The organism is Nocardioides aromaticivorans, from assembly GCF_013408525.1.
In the GTDB taxonomy this organism is placed as follows: Bacteria; Actinomycetota; Actinomycetes; order Propionibacteriales; family Nocardioidaceae; genus Nocardioides; species Nocardioides aromaticivorans.
Map to the genome: position 1 here is coordinate 922,435 of NZ_JACBZM010000001.1, position 16,837 is coordinate 939,271.

At 71.9% G+C, this 16,837-nt stretch carries 13 protein-coding genes; 9 read left to right on the forward strand and 4 right to left on the reverse strand.

What is annotated here, in order from left to right; translation table 11 throughout:
* Positions 1–15 precede the first annotated feature (15 nt).
* The 8 genes from BJ993_RS25605 to BJ993_RS04350 all read left to right on the forward strand — a co-directional run bounded on the left by BJ993_RS25605 (position 16) and on the right by BJ993_RS04350 (position 11,914).
* Positions 16–2,376, forward strand: coding sequence for an MMPL family transporter (locus tag BJ993_RS25605; RefSeq protein ID WP_257026803.1), 2,361 nt, complete (start codon positions 16–18; stop codon positions 2,374–2,376).
* Positions 2,377–2,736: 360 nt separating this feature from the next.
* Entirely contained in the window at positions 2,737–3,789 is a 1,053-nt protein-coding gene (locus tag BJ993_RS04320) for a hypothetical protein (protein WP_179647856.1), read from the forward strand.
* An 81-nt stretch (positions 3,790–3,870) separates the two neighbouring features.
* Positions 3,871–6,426, forward strand: coding sequence for a bifunctional FO biosynthesis protein CofGH (locus tag BJ993_RS04325; RefSeq protein ID WP_179647857.1), 2,556 nt, complete (start codon positions 3,871–3,873; stop codon positions 6,424–6,426).
* Between the two features lie 81 nt (positions 6,427–6,507).
* The gene (locus BJ993_RS04330; protein WP_179647858.1) at positions 6,508–7,161 is read left to right on the forward strand and encodes a hypothetical protein; all 654 of its coding nucleotides are present in this window, start codon (positions 6,508–6,510) and stop codon (positions 7,159–7,161) included.
* A 208-nt stretch (positions 7,162–7,369) separates the two neighbouring features.
* Entirely contained in the window at positions 7,370–8,464 is a 1,095-nt protein-coding gene (locus BJ993_RS04335) for a sugar ABC transporter substrate-binding protein (RefSeq protein ID WP_218864603.1), read from the forward strand.
* 109 nt (positions 8,465–8,573) lie between these two features.
* Positions 8,574–9,359 (forward strand): ATP-binding cassette domain-containing protein, encoded by a 786-nt coding sequence (locus BJ993_RS04340; RefSeq protein ID WP_179647860.1) that lies wholly within the window; start codon positions 8,574–8,576, stop codon positions 9,357–9,359.
* Positions 9,360–9,369: 10 nt separating this feature from the next.
* Positions 9,370–10,671: a sugar ABC transporter permease gene (locus BJ993_RS04345; protein WP_207006607.1), complete on the forward strand. Its 1,302-nt coding sequence runs from the start codon at positions 9,370–9,372 to the stop codon at positions 10,669–10,671.
* 19 nt (positions 10,672–10,690) lie between these two features.
* Positions 10,691–11,914: an ROK family transcriptional regulator gene (locus BJ993_RS04350; protein ID WP_179647861.1), complete on the forward strand. Its 1,224-nt coding sequence runs from the start codon at positions 10,691–10,693 to the stop codon at positions 11,912–11,914.
* On the opposite strand, the gene BJ993_RS04355 is transcribed toward BJ993_RS04350, so the two are convergent.
* Genes BJ993_RS04355 through BJ993_RS04370 form a run of 4 tightly spaced genes read right to left on the reverse strand, consistent with a single transcriptional unit; the run spans position 11,915 to position 16,315 of the window.
* A complete protein-coding gene (locus BJ993_RS04355; RefSeq protein ID WP_179647862.1) occupies positions 11,915–13,102 on the reverse strand; it encodes an ROK family protein in 1,188 nt (395 codons plus the stop codon).
* A complete protein-coding gene (gene xylA / locus BJ993_RS04360) occupies positions 13,095–14,267 on the reverse strand; it encodes a xylose isomerase (RefSeq protein WP_036551359.1) in 1,173 nt (390 codons plus the stop codon). Before xylA ends, BJ993_RS04355 begins: the two co-directional genes overlap by 8 nt.
* Positions 14,268–14,293: 26 nt before the next feature.
* On the reverse strand, positions 14,294–15,679 hold the full coding sequence (gene xylB, locus BJ993_RS04365) for a xylulokinase (RefSeq protein WP_179647863.1): 1,386 nt from the start codon (positions 15,677–15,679) through the stop codon (positions 14,294–14,296).
* Positions 15,680–15,706: 27 nt separating this feature from the next.
* Positions 15,707–16,315: a DUF4126 domain-containing protein gene (locus tag BJ993_RS04370; protein WP_179647864.1), complete on the reverse strand. Its 609-nt coding sequence runs from the start codon at positions 16,313–16,315 to the stop codon at positions 15,707–15,709.
* Between the two features lie 43 nt (positions 16,316–16,358).
* Between BJ993_RS04370 and BJ993_RS04375 the strand changes: the two genes are divergently transcribed.
* A complete protein-coding gene (locus BJ993_RS04375) occupies positions 16,359–16,832 on the forward strand; it encodes a DUF5709 domain-containing protein (RefSeq protein ID WP_179647865.1) in 474 nt (157 codons plus the stop codon).
* Positions 16,833–16,837: the final 5 nt, after the last annotated feature.

Below are 16,837 nucleotides of genomic sequence, written 5' to 3' on the forward strand. Positions count from 1 at the left end.
GGAAGAGTTCCCCGCATGCACCGTCAGATCGCCGGAAAGCTGACCGGCCCCATCACCAAGTGGATCGTGGCAGCGATCGTCGTCTTCGCGGCGATGGCGCTGGCCCCCCTGAACGCGAAGCTTGTCGATGTCCAGAACAACGAGGCATCGTCCTGGCTCCCGGAGTCCGCGGAGTCGACCAAGGTCCTCGAGGAGCTGTCCGGCTCTGACACGCAGGACCCCAACGACATCCCGACGCTCGTCGTCTACAGCAGGGACGGTGGCCTGACCGCCGCCGACCTCGCTGCAATGGACGAGCAGGCTGCGAAGATCGCGGCCGACGTCGAGGGCGTCACCGACTCGACCGGCGACGGGAAGGCCGACGTCCTCTCGCCCAATGTCGCCGAGAAGGCCGGCCTCCCCCAGAAGCTCAAGTCCGACGACGACCAGGTCGCCTACCTCTACCTCGTCCTCAACTTCGGCGACGAGGGCTGGAACGCCATCCCCGACGCGGCGGACGAGATCAAGAAGATCGCGAAGATCGACGGTGTCACCGTCCACCTCGCCGGCTACGGCGGCCAGGCGGCCGATGCGGCCGAGTCCTTCGAGGGCATCGACACCAACCTGATCATGATCACCGGCCTCGTCGTGGTCGTGATCCTGCTGCTGACCTATCGCAGCGCGTTCCTCTGGGTCGTTCCCATCATCTGCGCGATGGCGGCCAACCTGATCGCCACCGGCATCGTCTACCTGCTCGCCCGCTACGCCGACCTCACCGTCAACGGTCAGAGCCAAGCCATCCTGAGCATCCTCGTCATCGGCGCCGGCACCGACTACGCACTGCTGCTCGTCGCCCGCTACCGCGAGGAGCTGCGCCGCCACGAGGACCGGCACGAGGCGATGGCCTTCGCCCTGCACCGTGCGGCCCCGGCCATCCTCGCCAGCGCCGCGACCGTCTGCATCGGCATGCTCTGCCTCGTCTTCGCCGAGCTGAACTCCACCGCTGGCCTCGGCCCGGTCATCGCGGTGGGCATCGCCGCCACCTTCCTGGTGATGGTCACCCTGCTGCCGGCCCTGCTGGTGATCTTCGGCCGCTGGATCTTCGGCCCCAGGAAGGACCAGCACGGGCGCTGGGCGAAGATCGGTGCCGGCATGCTCGTGGGCGGCGCGATCGCCGTCGCGCTGAGCTCGACGCTGGGCGACCTCGCCCCGCTGCTGGCGGCGCCGGGCTCGATCTCCCTGCTCTTCGGCCTCCTGATGCTCCTCCAGGTCGGCATCGAGCACTGGACCGGCATCCACGGCCGTCCGGACTTCGGGTCCCGCGAGCCCACCAGCGGAGGCCTGTGGGCCAAGGTCGGCAACGCCATCAAGCCCCGCCCGCGCGCGGTGTGGGTGGTGACCACCGGGCTGCTGCTCCTCGCCTGCCTCGGCCTCTTCCGGCTCGACACCGGCGGCCTGTCGACCGAGGACACGTACACGAAGGAGTTCGACTCGATCAAGGGCCAGAAGCTGCTCGTGGAGCACGGCCTGCAGGACGCGTCGAACACGATCCAGGTCGTGGCGAACGACGACGAGATCGACGCCGTCAAGGGCGCGCTGGGTGACGTCGACGGCCTCGGCGAGCCCGGTCCCGCCATCAAGATCGGCGACGGACGCTCGTTCTTCGAGGCGACGATCGGCGCCGACATCTCCTCCCAGAAGGCCTTCGACATCGTCGATGCCAGCCGTGACGCCGTCCATGACGTCAGCGGTGCCGACGCCCTCGTCGGCGGCGGCTCGGCCTTCTACCTCGACACCAAGACCGCCTCCAACCGCGACAACCTGGTGATCATCCCGCTCGTCCTGCTGGTGGTGTTCGTGATCCTGCTCCTGCTGCTCCGAGCCGTGATCGCCCCGGTGCTGCTGATCGCGACGGTGGTGCTGTCCTTCGGCGCCGCGCTGGGCATCTCGGCACTGCTGTTCGAGTACGTCTTCGGCTTCGCCGGCTCCGATCCCGGGTTCCCGCTGTTCGCGTTCGTGTTCCTCGTCGCGCTCGGCATCGACTACAACATCTTCCTGATGACCCGGGTGCGCGAGGAGACGATCAACCACGGGACGCGGACCGGTTCGCTGATCGCGCTCTCGTCCACCGGCGGCGTGATCACCTCCGCCGGCGTGGTGCTCGCCGCGACCTTCCTCGTGCTCGGCTCGCTGCCGCTGGTGTTCCTCGCCGAGCTCGGCGTGGCCGTCGCCCTCGGCGTCCTGCTCGACACGATGATCGTCCGGTCGGTCCTGGTGACGGCGCTCAACCTCGACCTCGGCGGCAAGATCTGGTGGCCGAGCAAGATCGACCAGGGCGACGCCCCGGCCGACGAGCCGCCCGCGGTCGACATCACCAAGGAACCTGTCGGAGTCTGAGTCGGGCCCTGCCTGCAGCACCTACGATGCTCCCACGGACCGTACGGGCGGTCCGTGGGAGCAAGGGGTTGTCGCCACATGAACGACCAGTCGCCGATCTGGCCGCAGGAGGAGCCGACGAATCCCCGCGGCGAGCGTCCGCAGGGGCCACCGCCGTCGAGCCCTCCCCCTGCCCAGCCGCCGACTGCCCTGCCCCCGCAGTGGAGCCCCGCTCCCCCGCCGGCAGGCCCGCCCGCCGGCCCGCCCGCGGCAGCGCCCCCGCCCGCAGGCGGCGGCTTCCCGCCGTACGGACCTCCTCCCGGCTTCGGCGGTCCCGGCGGCCCGGGAGGCTTCGGACCGCCCCCGAGGCGCAGGAGTCGCGTGGGACTGGTCGTCGGCTCGATCGTCGCGCTGGCGCTCGTCGTCGGGCTCGGCGTCGCCGGGTTCCTCTACTTCACCGGCCGGCTCGGGATCGGCCCGCTGAGCGCGGCCGACAAGGATGCCGCCAAGGCGATCGCCGACGGCGTCGAGAAGCCCGCGTGGGCCAGTGACGGCGACGTCGACTGCGCCGTCGACGACCTCGTCCACGAGCACCGCTCGGGTGAGCTGGAGAAGCGCGGCCTCGTCGACCGCAAGGGAGACGACTGGACCTACACCGGCGAGTGGCGCAGCGAGGACGCGAACGCCTACTACGAGAGCCTGCTCGACTGCACGGGCGACTGGGCGAAGCAGGTCGGCGCCGAGTGGAAGCTCGACGACACCGGCTGCCTCGACGACATCGGTACGACGACGATGGCCGCCTGGTTCGCCCAGGACTTGCTCACCCTGGGCAGCGGCAAGGACGGCGCCGAGGAGGACCGCGCCAAGGCGGTCGAGGCGCTCGACAAGTGCTACCTGAAGACCCCGCCCGCGCCGGAGGCCACGCCCACCGCCGGCTACCGGTCGGTGACGTTCACGTTCGCGGACACCTCGGCCGAGGGCGACGTCACGATCAACACCGGCGGTGCCGGCAACTGGACCCCGCTCACCGGGACGTCGGTGTCGGTCGAGACCGAGGAGGGCGGCGCCCGCGGCTGCGTGGACGCGCAGGCCGTGACGACGTACCCGTGGGGCTCGACGGCCGAGGCGGAGGAGCAGTTCTGCGGCACCGCGAAGCCGAAGCGGATCTGGTGGAAGAAGAAGGCGCGCTGCACGATCGAGCCGGGCTGCTACTCCTTCGTCCTCCACTACGAGGGCTTCAAGGACTTCGCGAGCATCACCGCGAAGTACACGAGCAACGGCGGCGACTGCCTGGCCACGAGCGGGCGGTGCTCCGACACCATCACCGCCGCCATCGGCGGACGCGGCACCGTGGTCACCTGGAGCTTCCCCGGGTCCTACCGCGGCAGCTTCGTCGCCCGCGTGGGCAACCTCAAGTCGAAGCTGCCGAACTGACCGCGCACGGTGGTCCTCGCCGTCCGCGGTGAAGTGGAACACGTTCTAATCCAAGGGTCCAGCAGGTAGCCTGACTCCGTCATGACCGATGGCCCCACCCCCCAGCAGATTCGCCGCGCACTGGCTCGTGCGGAGCGTGGCGCCGCCCTCGACCCCGCCGAGGCCGAGGCCCTCCTCGCCGCGACCGGCGAGGAGCTCGACCGGCTGTGCGCCGCGGCCGCGAAGGTGCGCGACGCGGGCCTGGTCGCCGCGGGCCGCCCGGCGGTCGTCACCTACTCCCCCAAGGTGTTCATCCCGGTCACCAAGCTGTGCCGCGACCGGTGCCACTACTGCACCTTCGTCGAGACGCCGGGCCAAGCCGCACGGGAGGGGCGGGCGCCGTACCTCTCCCCCGACGAGATCCTCGAGATCGCCCGCCAGGGCGCGGAGCTGGGGTGCCTCGAGGCGCTCTTCACCCTCGGCGACCGGCCCGAGGACCGCTGGCCCGAGGCGCAGGCGTGGCTCGACGAGCAGGGCTACGACTCGACCCTGGCCTACATCCGCGCGATGGCCATCCGGGTGCTGGAGGAGACCGGGCTGCTGCCCCACCTCAACCCCGGCGTGATGTCGTGGGAGGAGCTCAACCGGCTCAAGCCGGTCTCCCCGTCGATGGGGATGATGCTCGAGACCACCTCGCGGGGGCTGTTCGAGACCAAGGGCCTCGCCCACTTCGGGTCGCCCGACAAGGACCCGGAGGTCCGCCTCCGGGTGCTCGAGGACGCCGGACGCCTCGGGATCCCGTTCACGACCGGCCTGCTGGTCGGAATCGGCGAGACGCTGACCGAGCGGGCCGAGACGATCTTCGCCCTGCGCGCGAACCTCCGGGCCTATGGCGCCGTGCAGGAGGTCATCGTCCAGAACTTCCGCGCCAAGCCGGACACCGCGATGCGCCACGTCGACGACCTCGACCTGGCCGAGTACCGCGCCGCGATCGCGGTCACCCGGATCGTGCTGGGCCCGAAGGCGCGGATCCAGGCCCCGCCCAACCTGGTCGACCTCGACGAGTGCCGCGCCCTGCTCGGCGCCGGCGTCGACGACTGGGGCGGCGTGTCGCCGCTGACGCCCGACCACGTCAACCCCGAGCGGCCCTGGCCCTCGCTCGACCGGCTCCGCTCGATCACCGCGACCTGCGGGTTCGAGCTCAAGGCGCGGCTCACCGTCCATCCCGAGTACGTCGTCGGCTCGCTCCGCGACGGACAGGCCTGGATCGACCCGCGGCTGCACGCCCACGTGGCCGCCCTCGCCGGACCCGACGGGCTGGCGATCCCCGAGGTCCGCCCGAGCGGCCTGCCCTGGCAGGAGCCCGACGTCGTCCTCGAGTCCGCGGGCCGCACCGACCTCTTCGCCGCCGTCGACAACGAAGGACGCTCCGAGGACCGTCGGTCCGACTTCGCCTCCGTGTACGGCGACTGGGGCGCCGTCGGCGAGGCGGCAGCCCGCACGGGCCTGATCGACGGTGCGCCCGCGGTGCTGCACGCCGAGGGCGGCGCCGCCCTGCGGGCCGCGGAGGCCGCCGCCGAATCAGGGCAGGTCGACCTGTCCGACGAGCACGCCCTGACCCTGATGACGGCCGAGGGTGACCTGCTCCGCTCCGTCGTCCGGCTGGCCGACGACCTCCGCCGGCAGGTCGTCGGCGACGACGTGACCTACGTGGTCAACCGCAACATCAACTTCACCAACGTCTGCTACGTCGGCTGCCGGTTCTGCGCGTTCGCCCAGCGCAGGACCGACGCGGACGCCTACTCGCTGTCCTACGACGAGGTCGCCGACCGCGCCCAGGAGGCGTGGGACCTCGGTGCCACCGAGGTCTGCATGCAGGGCGGGATCGACCCCGAGCTGCCCGCGTCGGCGTACTTCGACATCGCGGCGGCGGTGAAGAAGCGCGTCCCCGACATGCACGTCCACGCCTTCTCACCGATGGAGGTCGTCAACGGCACGGCCCGCACCGGCCTGTCGATCGAGGACTTCCTCATCAAGGCCCGGGAGTCCGGCCTCGGTTCCCTGCCCGGAACGGCCGCGGAGATCCTCGACGACGAGGTCCGCTGGGTCCTCACCAAGGGCAAGCTGCCGGCACGCACGTGGATCGAGATCGTCTCCACCGCGCACCGCATCGGCCTCCCGACCACCTCGACGATGATGTACGGCCACGTCGACAACCCTCGCCACTGGGTCGGACACCTCAACGTCCTCAAGGGCGTCCAGGACACCGCCCGGGAGAACGGATCGTCCGGCTTCACCGAGTTCGTCCCGCTCCCCTTCGTGCACACCTCCGCGCCGATCTACCTCGCCGGCGTCGCCCGCCCCGGGCCCACCCTGCGCGACAACCTCGCCGTCCACGCGATGGCGCGGATCCTGCTCCACGGCCGGATCGACAACATCCAGACCTCCTGGGTGAAGCTCGGCGTCGAGGGCACCCGCGCCATGCTCCGGGCGGGTGCCAACGACCTCGGCGGCACCCTCATGGAGGAGACCATCTCCCGCATGGCCGGCTCCGAGCACGGCTCGGCCAAGACCGTCGCCGAGCTCACCGAGATCGGCGCGGGCATCGACCGCCCGGTCCGCGAGCGCACCACGCTGTACGCCGTACCGACGCGCTGACGCTGCGCCACCCACCCGTTCGCGTTTGCCCGACGACGAACGGTGGTACCCGGGTCCCACCCACCTCTCGGAAGGACCCCCATGAAGCGGATCATCCGCCTGCTCGTCATCGCCCTGGCAGCGTCCGTCAGTCTTGTCGCGTTCCCGTTCGGCGCCCCCGCGGCGCACGCGGACGGCTGGGGCGACGCGTGCAACCCCAACACCTACGGCGGCGCCCGCTACCGCATCGTCAGCGCCACCAAGGCCCCCGTCATCACCCACATCTCGACCTACGCGATCGGCCCCGGGGTGAGGCGGACGATCACCAAGAGCGTCGAGAAGCAGACGGTCATCACCGCCGCGGTGACCTACAGCAGCAAGGTCAACGTCGAGGCCAGCGTGGCCGCGAAGGTGCTCGTGAAGGGCGGCGCCGAGGTCAACCTCCAGCTCCAAGCCTCGGGGAGCCACACGTCGACCACGAACTCGTCGGTCACCGAGGAGGTCGCGAACACCACGAGCCGCAACGTCCAGTACGTCTTCTACAAGGGCGTCTCCAAGGCCAGCGGCCGGTTCCAGAAGCGCACGTGCACCTACTACTACTTCCCGGGCAAGAACTACGGCTACTACCGGGTGCGGGTCAAGGACGGCAACTGGCGCTCCTGGGCCATCGGTGGCTCCGGTGCCGTGCAGTGCGGCGCCGGGACGTCGCTCGGCGCCCTGGCGAAGGCCGCGCTGGCGCTGGGCTGCCCCGCCTGAACCCCGCCTGACCCGCCTGAACCGCGCTGCAGACCTCGCCGAACGCCCGCCGGAAGCTCCCGGCGGGCGTTCGCGTCGTCCGCCCGGAAACTTTTGACCTGTGACCTCTTTACGTGACCGCCGTCACTGAATATGTTGTTCCGAACAACATATGGCCTGCCCGCTTCTGCGGAGCGTTCGGCCAGAGATCGCTAGGAGGCGGTTGGAAGTGAAGCGAACCTACGGAGCGGTCGTCGCGGTGGGCCTCGGCCTCGCCCTGACGCTCACGGCATGCGGCGACGACAGCGGCAAGGGCGGCGACGGCGGCGACGCGTCGAAGGCCAAGGTCGGCGTCATCCTCCCCGACACCGAGTCCTCGGTCCGTTGGGAGGCCGCCGACCGTCCGGCACTCGAGGCCGCCTTCAAGAAGGCCGGCGTCGAGTACGACATCCAGAACACCGAGGGCGACGCCGAGAAGATGACCGCGCTCGCCGAGTCGATGATCGGCGACGGCGTCACGGTCCTGGCGATCGTGAACCTCGACTCCGCCTCGGGCGCGGCGATCCAGGAGAAGGCGGCCGCGGCCGGCGTCCCGACGATCGACTACGACCGCCTGACCCTCGGCGGGTCGGCGTCGGCGTACATCTCCTACGACAACGTCGCGGTGGGCGAGCTGCAGGGCGAGGGCCTGCAGAAGTGCCTCGGCGACAAGGCGGCGAACATCGTCTACCTCAACGGCTCGCCGACCGACAACAACGCCACCCTCTTCGCCGAGGGTGCGCACAAGGTCCTCGACGCCAACAGCAAGCTCAAGGTCGTCGGCGAGCAGGCCGTCCCCGACTGGGACAACGAGCAGGCCGCCAAGATCTTCCAGCAGCTCTACACCGCTGCCGACGGCAAGGTCGACGGCGTCCTCGCGGCCAACGACGGCCTGGGCGGCGCTGCGATCAGCGTCCTCGAGGGCGCGGGCCAGGCCGGCAAGGTCCCGGTCACGGGTCAGGACGCCACGGTCGAGGGGCTCCAGAACATCCTGGCCGGCACCCAGTGCATGACCGTGTTCAAGTCCTCGGTCGGCGAGGCCAACGCGCTCGCCGAGGCGGCGATCGCGATCGCGAGCGGCAAGGACGCGGCGACCACCGGGACCGTGAAGGACACCGAGGGCGGGCGCGACGTCCCGTCGGTCATCCTCGAGCCCGTCGCCATCTCCAAGGACAACATCGCCGAGGAGATCGGCAAGGTCTTCGCCGACGGCAGCATGACGTACGACGACGTCTGCACCGGCAAGTTCGAGAAGCTCTGCACGGACGCCGGCATCAACCCCTGATCCCCGGCAACCGGCTCGCGTCCCGGCCGGCCACGGCCGGCCGGGGCGCGAGCCAGCCCACCAATTCGTTGATTCGCCCAACAAACCCGCTTCCCACGGAGGGATCCCGATGACAGCCGAGCCCGGCGCCCCGTTGCTGGAACTGCGCAAGGTCAACAAGAGCTTCGGTGTCGTGCACGTGCTGCACGACGTGGACTTCGCCGTCTACCCCGGTCAGGTCACCGCCCTCGTCGGCGACAACGGCGCCGGCAAGTCCACCCTGGTCAAGGTCATCGCCGGCATCTACGGCCGCGACAGCGGCGACTACCACTTCGAAGGTGCCCCCGTCGCCGTGCACGGTCCCCGTGACGTCTCCGCCCTCGGCGTCGAGATCGTCTACCAGGACCTCGCGCTGTGCGACAACCTCGACATCGTCGACAACATGTTCCTCGGCCGCGAGAAGCGCAAGGGCATCGTGCTCGACGACGAGACGATGGAGACGATGGCCTGGGAGACGCTCACCTCCCTGTCGGTGCGCACCGTCAAGTCCGTCCGGCAGAGCGTGGCGAGCCTGTCCGGCGGCCAGCGCCAGACCGTGGCGATCGCCAAGGCCGTGCTGTGGAACTCCAAGGTCGTGCTCCTCGACGAGCCGACCGCGGCGCTCGGTGTCGCCCAGACCCGTCAGGTGCTCGACCTCGTGCGGCGCCTGGCCGACCGCGGGCTCGGCGTCGTGCTGATCTCCCACAACATGAATGACGTGTTCGAGGTGGCGGACCGGATCACCGCCCTCTACCTGGGCCGGGTCGCAGCCGACGTACCCGCCAAGGACCTGACCCACAACCAGGTGGTCGAGCTGATCACCGCGGGACGCTCCGGAGACCTCGGGATCCGCGACGTCGCCGCCGCGACCATCTGAGGTGACACTGATGACGACCGACATCGACATGAACAAGCCCGCTCCGTCCGCCGACGGCGGCGACTCCAGCCCCACCGGACGCTCGAGCTGGGGCAGTGAGCAGGCGCGGCTCGTCCGCGGCGAGCTCGCGGCCTACGGCAACCGGCTCCGGGGCGGCGACATGGGCTCCCTGCCCGCGGTCCTCGGCCTGGTGGTGCTGTTCGCCGTGTTCGCGAGCCTGCACGACCGGTTCCTCACGACGTACAACATGGCGAACCTGGTCATCCAGGCCGCCTCGATCTGCGTCCTCGCCATGGGCCTGGTGTTCGTCCTCCTCCTCGGGGAGATCGACCTGTCCGCCGGTGTCGCCGGTGGCGCCTGCGCGACGATCACCGCCCTCGCGATGATCGACCACGGCTGGACCTGGTGGGCAGCCACGCTGGCCGGGATCACGGTCGGCGCCCTGATCGGCCTGGCCATCGGCCTGCTGGTCGCCTACCTGGGGATTCCCTCCTTCGTGGTCACGCTGGCCTTCTTCCTCGCGCTGCAGGCCGTGCCCCTCAAGCTGATCGGCGCCGGCGGATCCCTCCGCTTCAACGACGAGGTCCTGCGCGGCCTGTCGATCAAGAACGTGCCCGTCACGGCGGGCTGGATCGTCGCGCTGGTGATCGTGCTGGCGTTCGCGGCCCTCTCGCTGTGGCGCCACACCTCGCGCGTGCGCAAGGAGCTGACCCACAAGCCGCTGCTGCTCGTGATCCTGCAGATCGCCGTCCTCGCCGCCATCGTGCTCGGCCTGACCGCCCTGCTCAGCCGCAACCGCGCGCCGAACCCGCTGGTCTTCAACATCAGCGGCATCCCGTGGGTCGCGCCCGTCGTCATCGCCCTGCTGGTGTTCTGGACCTTCGTCCTCACCCGCACCCGCTTCGGACGCCACCTGTACGCCGTCGGCGGCAACGCCGAGGCAGCCCGCCGGGCCGGCATCAACGTCAACCGCATGAAGATCGCGGCCTTCGTGATCTGCTCCGGCATGGCAGCGATCAGCGGCATCCTCGCGGCGTCGTACACCGGGAAGGTGTCGCCGGGCTCCGGCGGCGGCAACGAGCTGCTGTACGCCGTCGGCGCCGCCGTCATCGGTGGGACCAGCCTCTTCGGCGGCCGCGGCCGGGCGATCGACGCGGTCGTCGGCGGCCTGGTCATCGCCACGATCCCCAACGGTCTCGGCCTGCTCAACCAGGCCAGCTACATCAACTTCCTGGTGACCGGCGGGGTCCTGCTGCTCGCGGCCAGTGTCGACGCGGTCTCGCGGCGTCGGCGCTCGTCGGCGGGCGTGTAGCGGAGATGATGTCGCCACCATGACAGCTGCGACTCGTGGCGCGGGCACCAACCAGGAAGGCGTCCGCCGCCACAATCTCGGGACCCTCCTCCGCCACGTCCACGACACCGGCGAGCTCTCCCGCGCCGAGCTGACCGGCCGGATGGGCCTCAACCGCTCGACGATCGCCGCGCTGGTCAGCGAGCTCGACACGCTCGGCCTGATCGAGCACTCCTCGCCGGCCACGAGCCGGCGGGGAGCGGGCCGGCCGTCGGCGGGCGTGCGGATCCGGGAGGACGGTCCCTATGTCGTCGCGGTCGACCTCGGCGTCGACAACGCGGTCGTCGCGCGGGTCGGCCTCGGCGGCAAGATCTGGCACCGCGCGGCGGCGCCGATCCCGGAGGACCCCGAGGCATGGATGGTCGGCGCGACCATCGCGACCCTCGTGCGCCAGGTGGTCGCGCTGTCCCCGGCCGACGCTCCCCTGCTGGGCATCGGCCTGGCCGTCCCCGGCCTCGTGCGGCGCAGCGACGGGCTGATCCGGCACGCCCCGAACCTCAACTGGCACGACGTGTCGTTCGGCTCGATCGTCCTCGCGGCGCTCGCCCTCGACGTACCCATCGCGCTCGGCAACGACGCCGACCTCGGCGCCCTCGCCGAGCACCGGCGCGGTGCGGCGGTCGCCGTCGACGACCTCGTCTACCTCTCCGGCAACGTCGGCGTCGGCGCCGGCGTGATCACGAGCGGCCACCGGCTCGAGGGCGTCGCCGGGTACGCCGGCGAGGTCGGCCACCTCTACCACGACCCCCGCGGCCTGCCCTGCCACTGCGGCAGCCGGGGCTGCTGGGAGACGGTCGTCGGCGCGCCGGCGATCGCCGAGGCGCTGCGTTGCTCCCCCGACCAGGTGCCCCGGCTCGGCGAGATCCTCGACGAGATGACGACGGCGCCACGCGAGCTGCGGTCGATCGCCACCGACCTCGGCCGGGGCCTCGGCGCGGTCGTCAACATCTTCAACCCCAGCCTCGTGATCCTCGGCGGCTACTTCTTGCCGCTCTTCCGGCTCTGCCGGGCCGAGGTGACCGCCGGCCTCGGCGACCGGGCCCTGATGCCGGCCCGCGACTCCGTGCGCCTCACCCTGCCCGGCCTCGGCAACGACTCCGTGCTCCTCGGCGCGGCCGAGATGGCGATGGAGCCGGTCTTCACCGACCCGGTCGCGAGCCTCGGGTCCGCCATCACCGACGCCCCTGCCCGACTGGCCGGCTAGTCAGATGAGGTCGAGGGTGCCGGCGAGGACGTCCTCGAGGGCCCGCTCGGCGGCGCCGGTGGAGGCGGAGCCGGTGCCGAGCTCGCCGAGGCGGAGGTCCGGTACGCCGAGGCTGCTGCTCGCGAGGGTGGCGGCGAGCTCGGCGGTGGCGGGCGCGAGGACCAGCTCGCCGAGGGGCGCGAAGTAGCCGCCCAGGACGATCGTGCCGGGGTCGGCGACGCCGGTGACGATGGCGAGGCCGCGGCCGAGCCAGCGGCCGACCGACGCCACACCCTCCTGGACGACGACCGACGACGGCCCCTCGGACCGGGCCGCCGCGGCGACCGCCGCCGCGGTCTCCTGGGGAGTGCCGACCTCCTCGAGGCCGACGGCAGCGAGCAGCGCGTGCAGGCCCACCGATGCCTCCCAGCAGCCGGTCCGGCCGCACCCGCAGGGGGCTCCCGGCTCGCCGACCGGCAGGTGGCCGACCTCGCCGGCGAAGCCGCGGGCGCCGCGCACCAGCCGGCCGTCGTCGACCAGACCGGCACCGATGCCGACGGTGCCGGTGAGGTAGAGCAGGTGGGCGGCTCCGCGACCTGCCCCGTGGTGGAGCTCGGCGAGCGCCGAGCAGTCCGCGTCGTTGGTGACCCTGGTCCGGCCGGACCAGCCGAAGGCGGCGTCGACGGCGTCGGCGACCGCGGTGCCGGTGGCGTCGTCGAGGTTCGGCAGCCACACCGCGGTCCGGTCGTCGCCGTCTACGAGCCCCGGTACGGCGACCGTGGCGCCGACCGGCTCCAGGCCCTCGCCGGCGAGGTCCTCCGCGAGCTCCCGGGCCAGGCCCGCCAGCGCGGCGACGACGTCGCGCCCGCGGACCGGCCGGGTCGTCTCGCGGCGCACGGTGCCGGCGAGGTCGAGGGCCACCGCGGCGACGTACTCGACGTTGACCTCGAAGCCCAGACCGACCGGGCGCCCACCGTCCAGCGTCAGGAGCAGGCCGGGCCGGCCACGCTCCCCGTTGCGGACCTGATCGAGCTCGCGGACGACGCCCGCCTCCTCGAGCCCGGCGGCGATGGTGCCGACGGTCGCCTTGGCCAGGCCGGTCCGGGACGCGAGCTCGGCCCGCGAGCCCGGTCCGTCCACCCGCAGCGACCGGACGACGGCCGCGGCGTTCCGCCGCCGCAGCGACTCGGCGCCGGCAGGCTCAGCCACGGACACCGTAGAGGTGCTCGAGGGCGAGCTGGTCGAGCTTCTCCATCGCCACCTCGCGCTGGGCGAGCGCGTCGATCGCGTCGGCGTCGGGCAGCGGCCAGTCCGCCAGTCCACGCCATCCCTCGCCGTCGTCCAGCGTGGGCCGGGCCAGCTCCGGCAGCTCGGCCTCGACGAGTGCGGCCTGCACCTCGGGGTCGGCGCGGAAGGCGGTCACCTTGTCGCGCAGGATGAGGTAGTTGTCGATGCAGGCCTTCGCCGAGGCCCAGACACCGGCCTCGGTCTCGGGCCGGACCGGCTTGTAGTCGAAGTGCACCGGACCGTCGTACCCACCGGCGAGCAGGGTGTCGACCACCCAGAACGCTCCGCGGACGTTGCCGGCGCCGAAGCGCAGGTCCTGGTCGTACTTCGGACCGTTCTGGCCGTTGAGGTCGATGTGGAAGAGCTTGCCGTGCCACAGCGCCTGGGCGTAGCCCGCGGCGGCATTGAGCCCGGCCATCTCCTCGTGCCCGATCTCCGGGTTGAGGCCGACCAGCTCGGGCCGGTCGAGCGTCTCGATGAAGGCGAGCGCGTGGCCGACGGTCGGGAGGAGGATGTCGCCGCGCGGCTCGTTGGGCTTGGGCTCGATGGCGAAGCGGAGGTCGTAGCCCTGGTCGGTGACGTACTCACCGAGCACGTTGAAGGCCTCCTGGTAGCGGTCCAGCGCCGCGGGCACGTCCTTCGCGGCGCCGTACTCGGCACCTTCGCGACCGCCCCAGCAGACGTAGACCTTCGCGCCGAGCTCGGCGGCGAGGTCGAGGTTGCGCATCACCTTGCGGATGGCGAAGCGGCGCACGTCGCGGTTGTTCGAGGTGAAGCCGCCGTCCTTGAAGACCGGGTGCGTGAACAGGTTGGTGGTCGCCGTCGTGACGACGAGGCCCGTGTCGGCGAGGCCCTTGCGGAAGCGGTCGATGATGCCGTCGCGGGTGGCGTCGTCGGCGCCGAACGGGATCAGGTCGTCGTCGTGGAAGTTCACGCCGTAGGCGCCGATCGCGGCGAGCTGCTCGAGCGCGTGGACCGGGTCCATCGGGGCGCGGGTGGCGTCGCCGAAGGGGTCGCGCGCCTGCCAGCCGACGGTCCAGAGACCGAAGGAGAACTTGTCGGCGGGGGTGGGGACGGGTCGGTTCATCGTGGCTTCCTCGGACTGGTCGGGCTTCAGGGCTGGGCGAGACGGTCGCGGAGCGCGGCGTAGCGCTCGCGCACCGACGGATCAGTGGGTACGACGGGCAGGGTGGCCTCGGTCGGCAGCGGCCAGGCCGGCGGCTCGGCCGCCCCGGACAGGGCCCACGCCGCCTGGCGGGCGGCGCCCCGGGCGACGTACTCCCCCGGCGCGGGCAGCAGCACCGGCCGGCCGAGGATGGCGGGGGCGAGCGCGCGCACGGCCTCGCTGCGGGTGGCACCGCCGACCATCAGCACGCGTCGCGGCTCGGCGCCGGTCTCGGCGACGAGGGCGTCGACCGCGTCGGCGAGCGAGCAGAGCAGGGCCTCGACGGCTGCCCGGGCGAGGTCGGCGCGGGTCGTGGCGGGCGTGAGCCCGGTCCAGGTGCCGACGGCGTCGGGTCGGTTCGGCGTGCGCTCGCCGCCGTAGTACGGCGACAGGGTCACCCCGCCCGCACCGGGCGTGGAGGCGAGCGCGAGGGCGGACAGCTCGTCGTGGTCGACGCCGAGCCAGCGCGCCTGCAGGTCGAGGATGCCGGCGGCGTTCATCGTGGTGACCATCGGCAGGTAGCCGCCGGCGGCGTCGGCGAAGCCGGTGACCGTGCCGGTGCCGTCCGCCACCGGGTCGGGTACGACGGCCGAGGCCACCCCCGACGTACCGATGGAGACGAGCACGTCGCCGGCCGTCAGCGGCATCCCGAGCGCGGCGCCCATGTTGTCGCCGGTGCCGCCGGCCACCACCTGTCCGGCGGGGGTCGTGGCCGCTGCGGCGCCGGCCGCGACGACGATGGGCAGGTCGGCGTCGTGGCCGAGGGCCGCGGCGAGCAGGTCGTGGCGCCAGGTGCTCGTACGGGCGTCGAAGTAGCCCGTGCCGGAGGCGTCGCCGCGGTCGGTGAACGGCGCGGTGCCGGGGGCGGACAGGTGGCGGGACACGTAGTCGTGGGGCAGCAGCACCTGTCGCACCCGCGCCGCCTCGGCCGGTGCGTGGTCGCGCAGCCAGCGCAGCTTGGTGCTGGTGAAGGAGGCGACGAGCACGCTGCCGAGGGCGTCGGCGCAGGCCTGCGGACCGCCGAGCTCGGCGACCAGCTCCACGGCGGCCGCAGCGGAGCGGGTGTCGTTCCACAGCAGGGCGTCCCGGACGGGTCGGCCGTCGGCGTCCAGCGCGACCATGCCGTGCTGCTGGCCGGCGACGGCGACCGCCTCGGCGCGCTCGAGGAGGCCGGCGGTCGCGGTGTCGACGGCGGCCAGCCAGGCGCGGGGGTCGACCTCCGTCCCGGGCGGGTGCGGGGCGGACTGCTGGGCCACGACCGTCCCGTCGTCAGCATCGACGAGGACGGCCTTGGTGGACTGCGTCGAGGAGTCGACGCCGAGGACGAGCGGCACGACTCCTATTTAGTACGAGACTTGAACTTAAGTCAAGGCGCCCGGCGAGACACCCCTGCGTCGCGCCCGCCAGGCCTGGAAGCGGGCCCATCCGCGACGGACCAGCTTCCACGCCATCCACAGCACCAGCAGGCTCAGCACCAGCAGCACGAGCGCGACCACCGCGGCCGCGACCGGGTGGTTGACGGCGAACCAGATCACCGCGAGGACCAGCAGGTCCTCGCCGATGCTGACCGCGATGTTGGTGAACGGCTCCGGCGAGGTGTTGACCGCGATTCGCGTGCTCGTCTTGATCGCGTGCGACGCGAGCGCGCTCGTGCCGCCGACCGAGCCGCCGACCAGGTCGTTGATCGCGTTCGTGTCCCCCGCGATGAGCACCCCGACCGTCCCGCCGACCATCGGACGGATCACCGTCGAGACGACGTCCCACACCGTGTCGACGAAGGGCACCTTGTCGGCGACGAACTCGAAGGCGTACATCACCGCCGCGGCAGCCAGCACCTCCCACTTGCCGAGGGCGTCGGGGATGTCCGCGAACGAGCCGAACCGGTCGGCGAGCCCCAGCACGAGCACGACGAGATAGCTGTTGATCCCGCTGGCCCATCCCGAGGAGAAGGCGAGGGCGAGTGATTCCACCGCGCAAGCGTAAGGGTCGGCCGGGACGGGGTACTGCAGGCCGATGAGCACGGAGATCCCCGAGAACGACCCCGAGCAGTACGACGACTACAGCGTCGACGACGAGGACCAGCTCCAGCCGGAGGACACCCTGGTCGGCGACGACGTGGAGGACGAGCTGGACCGCGGGTACTCGCCGCCCGAGCGGTACTCCCCCGCCCAGCGCTACGGCACCACGCCGTGGGAGCAGGCGCACGACCGGCCGCTCGACGAGCGCCTCGCCGAGGAGGTGCCGGAGCCGGACCCGACCGCCGTGGCGGACGAGGACGAGGACGGGGTGCCGCACGAGGCCGACGAGGAGGGCATCGAGGTCGGCGACGCGCGGGCGGGACGCCTGGTCGCGCCGGACGAGGGCGTGCGCGACGACACCGAGGAGGACCTGGTGGCCGAGGACGTCGGGATCGACGGCGCCGCGGCCAGCGCCGAGGAGGCCGCCATGCACGTCGTACCGGAGGACGAGCTGGGCGCTTCCGACTGAGGCGG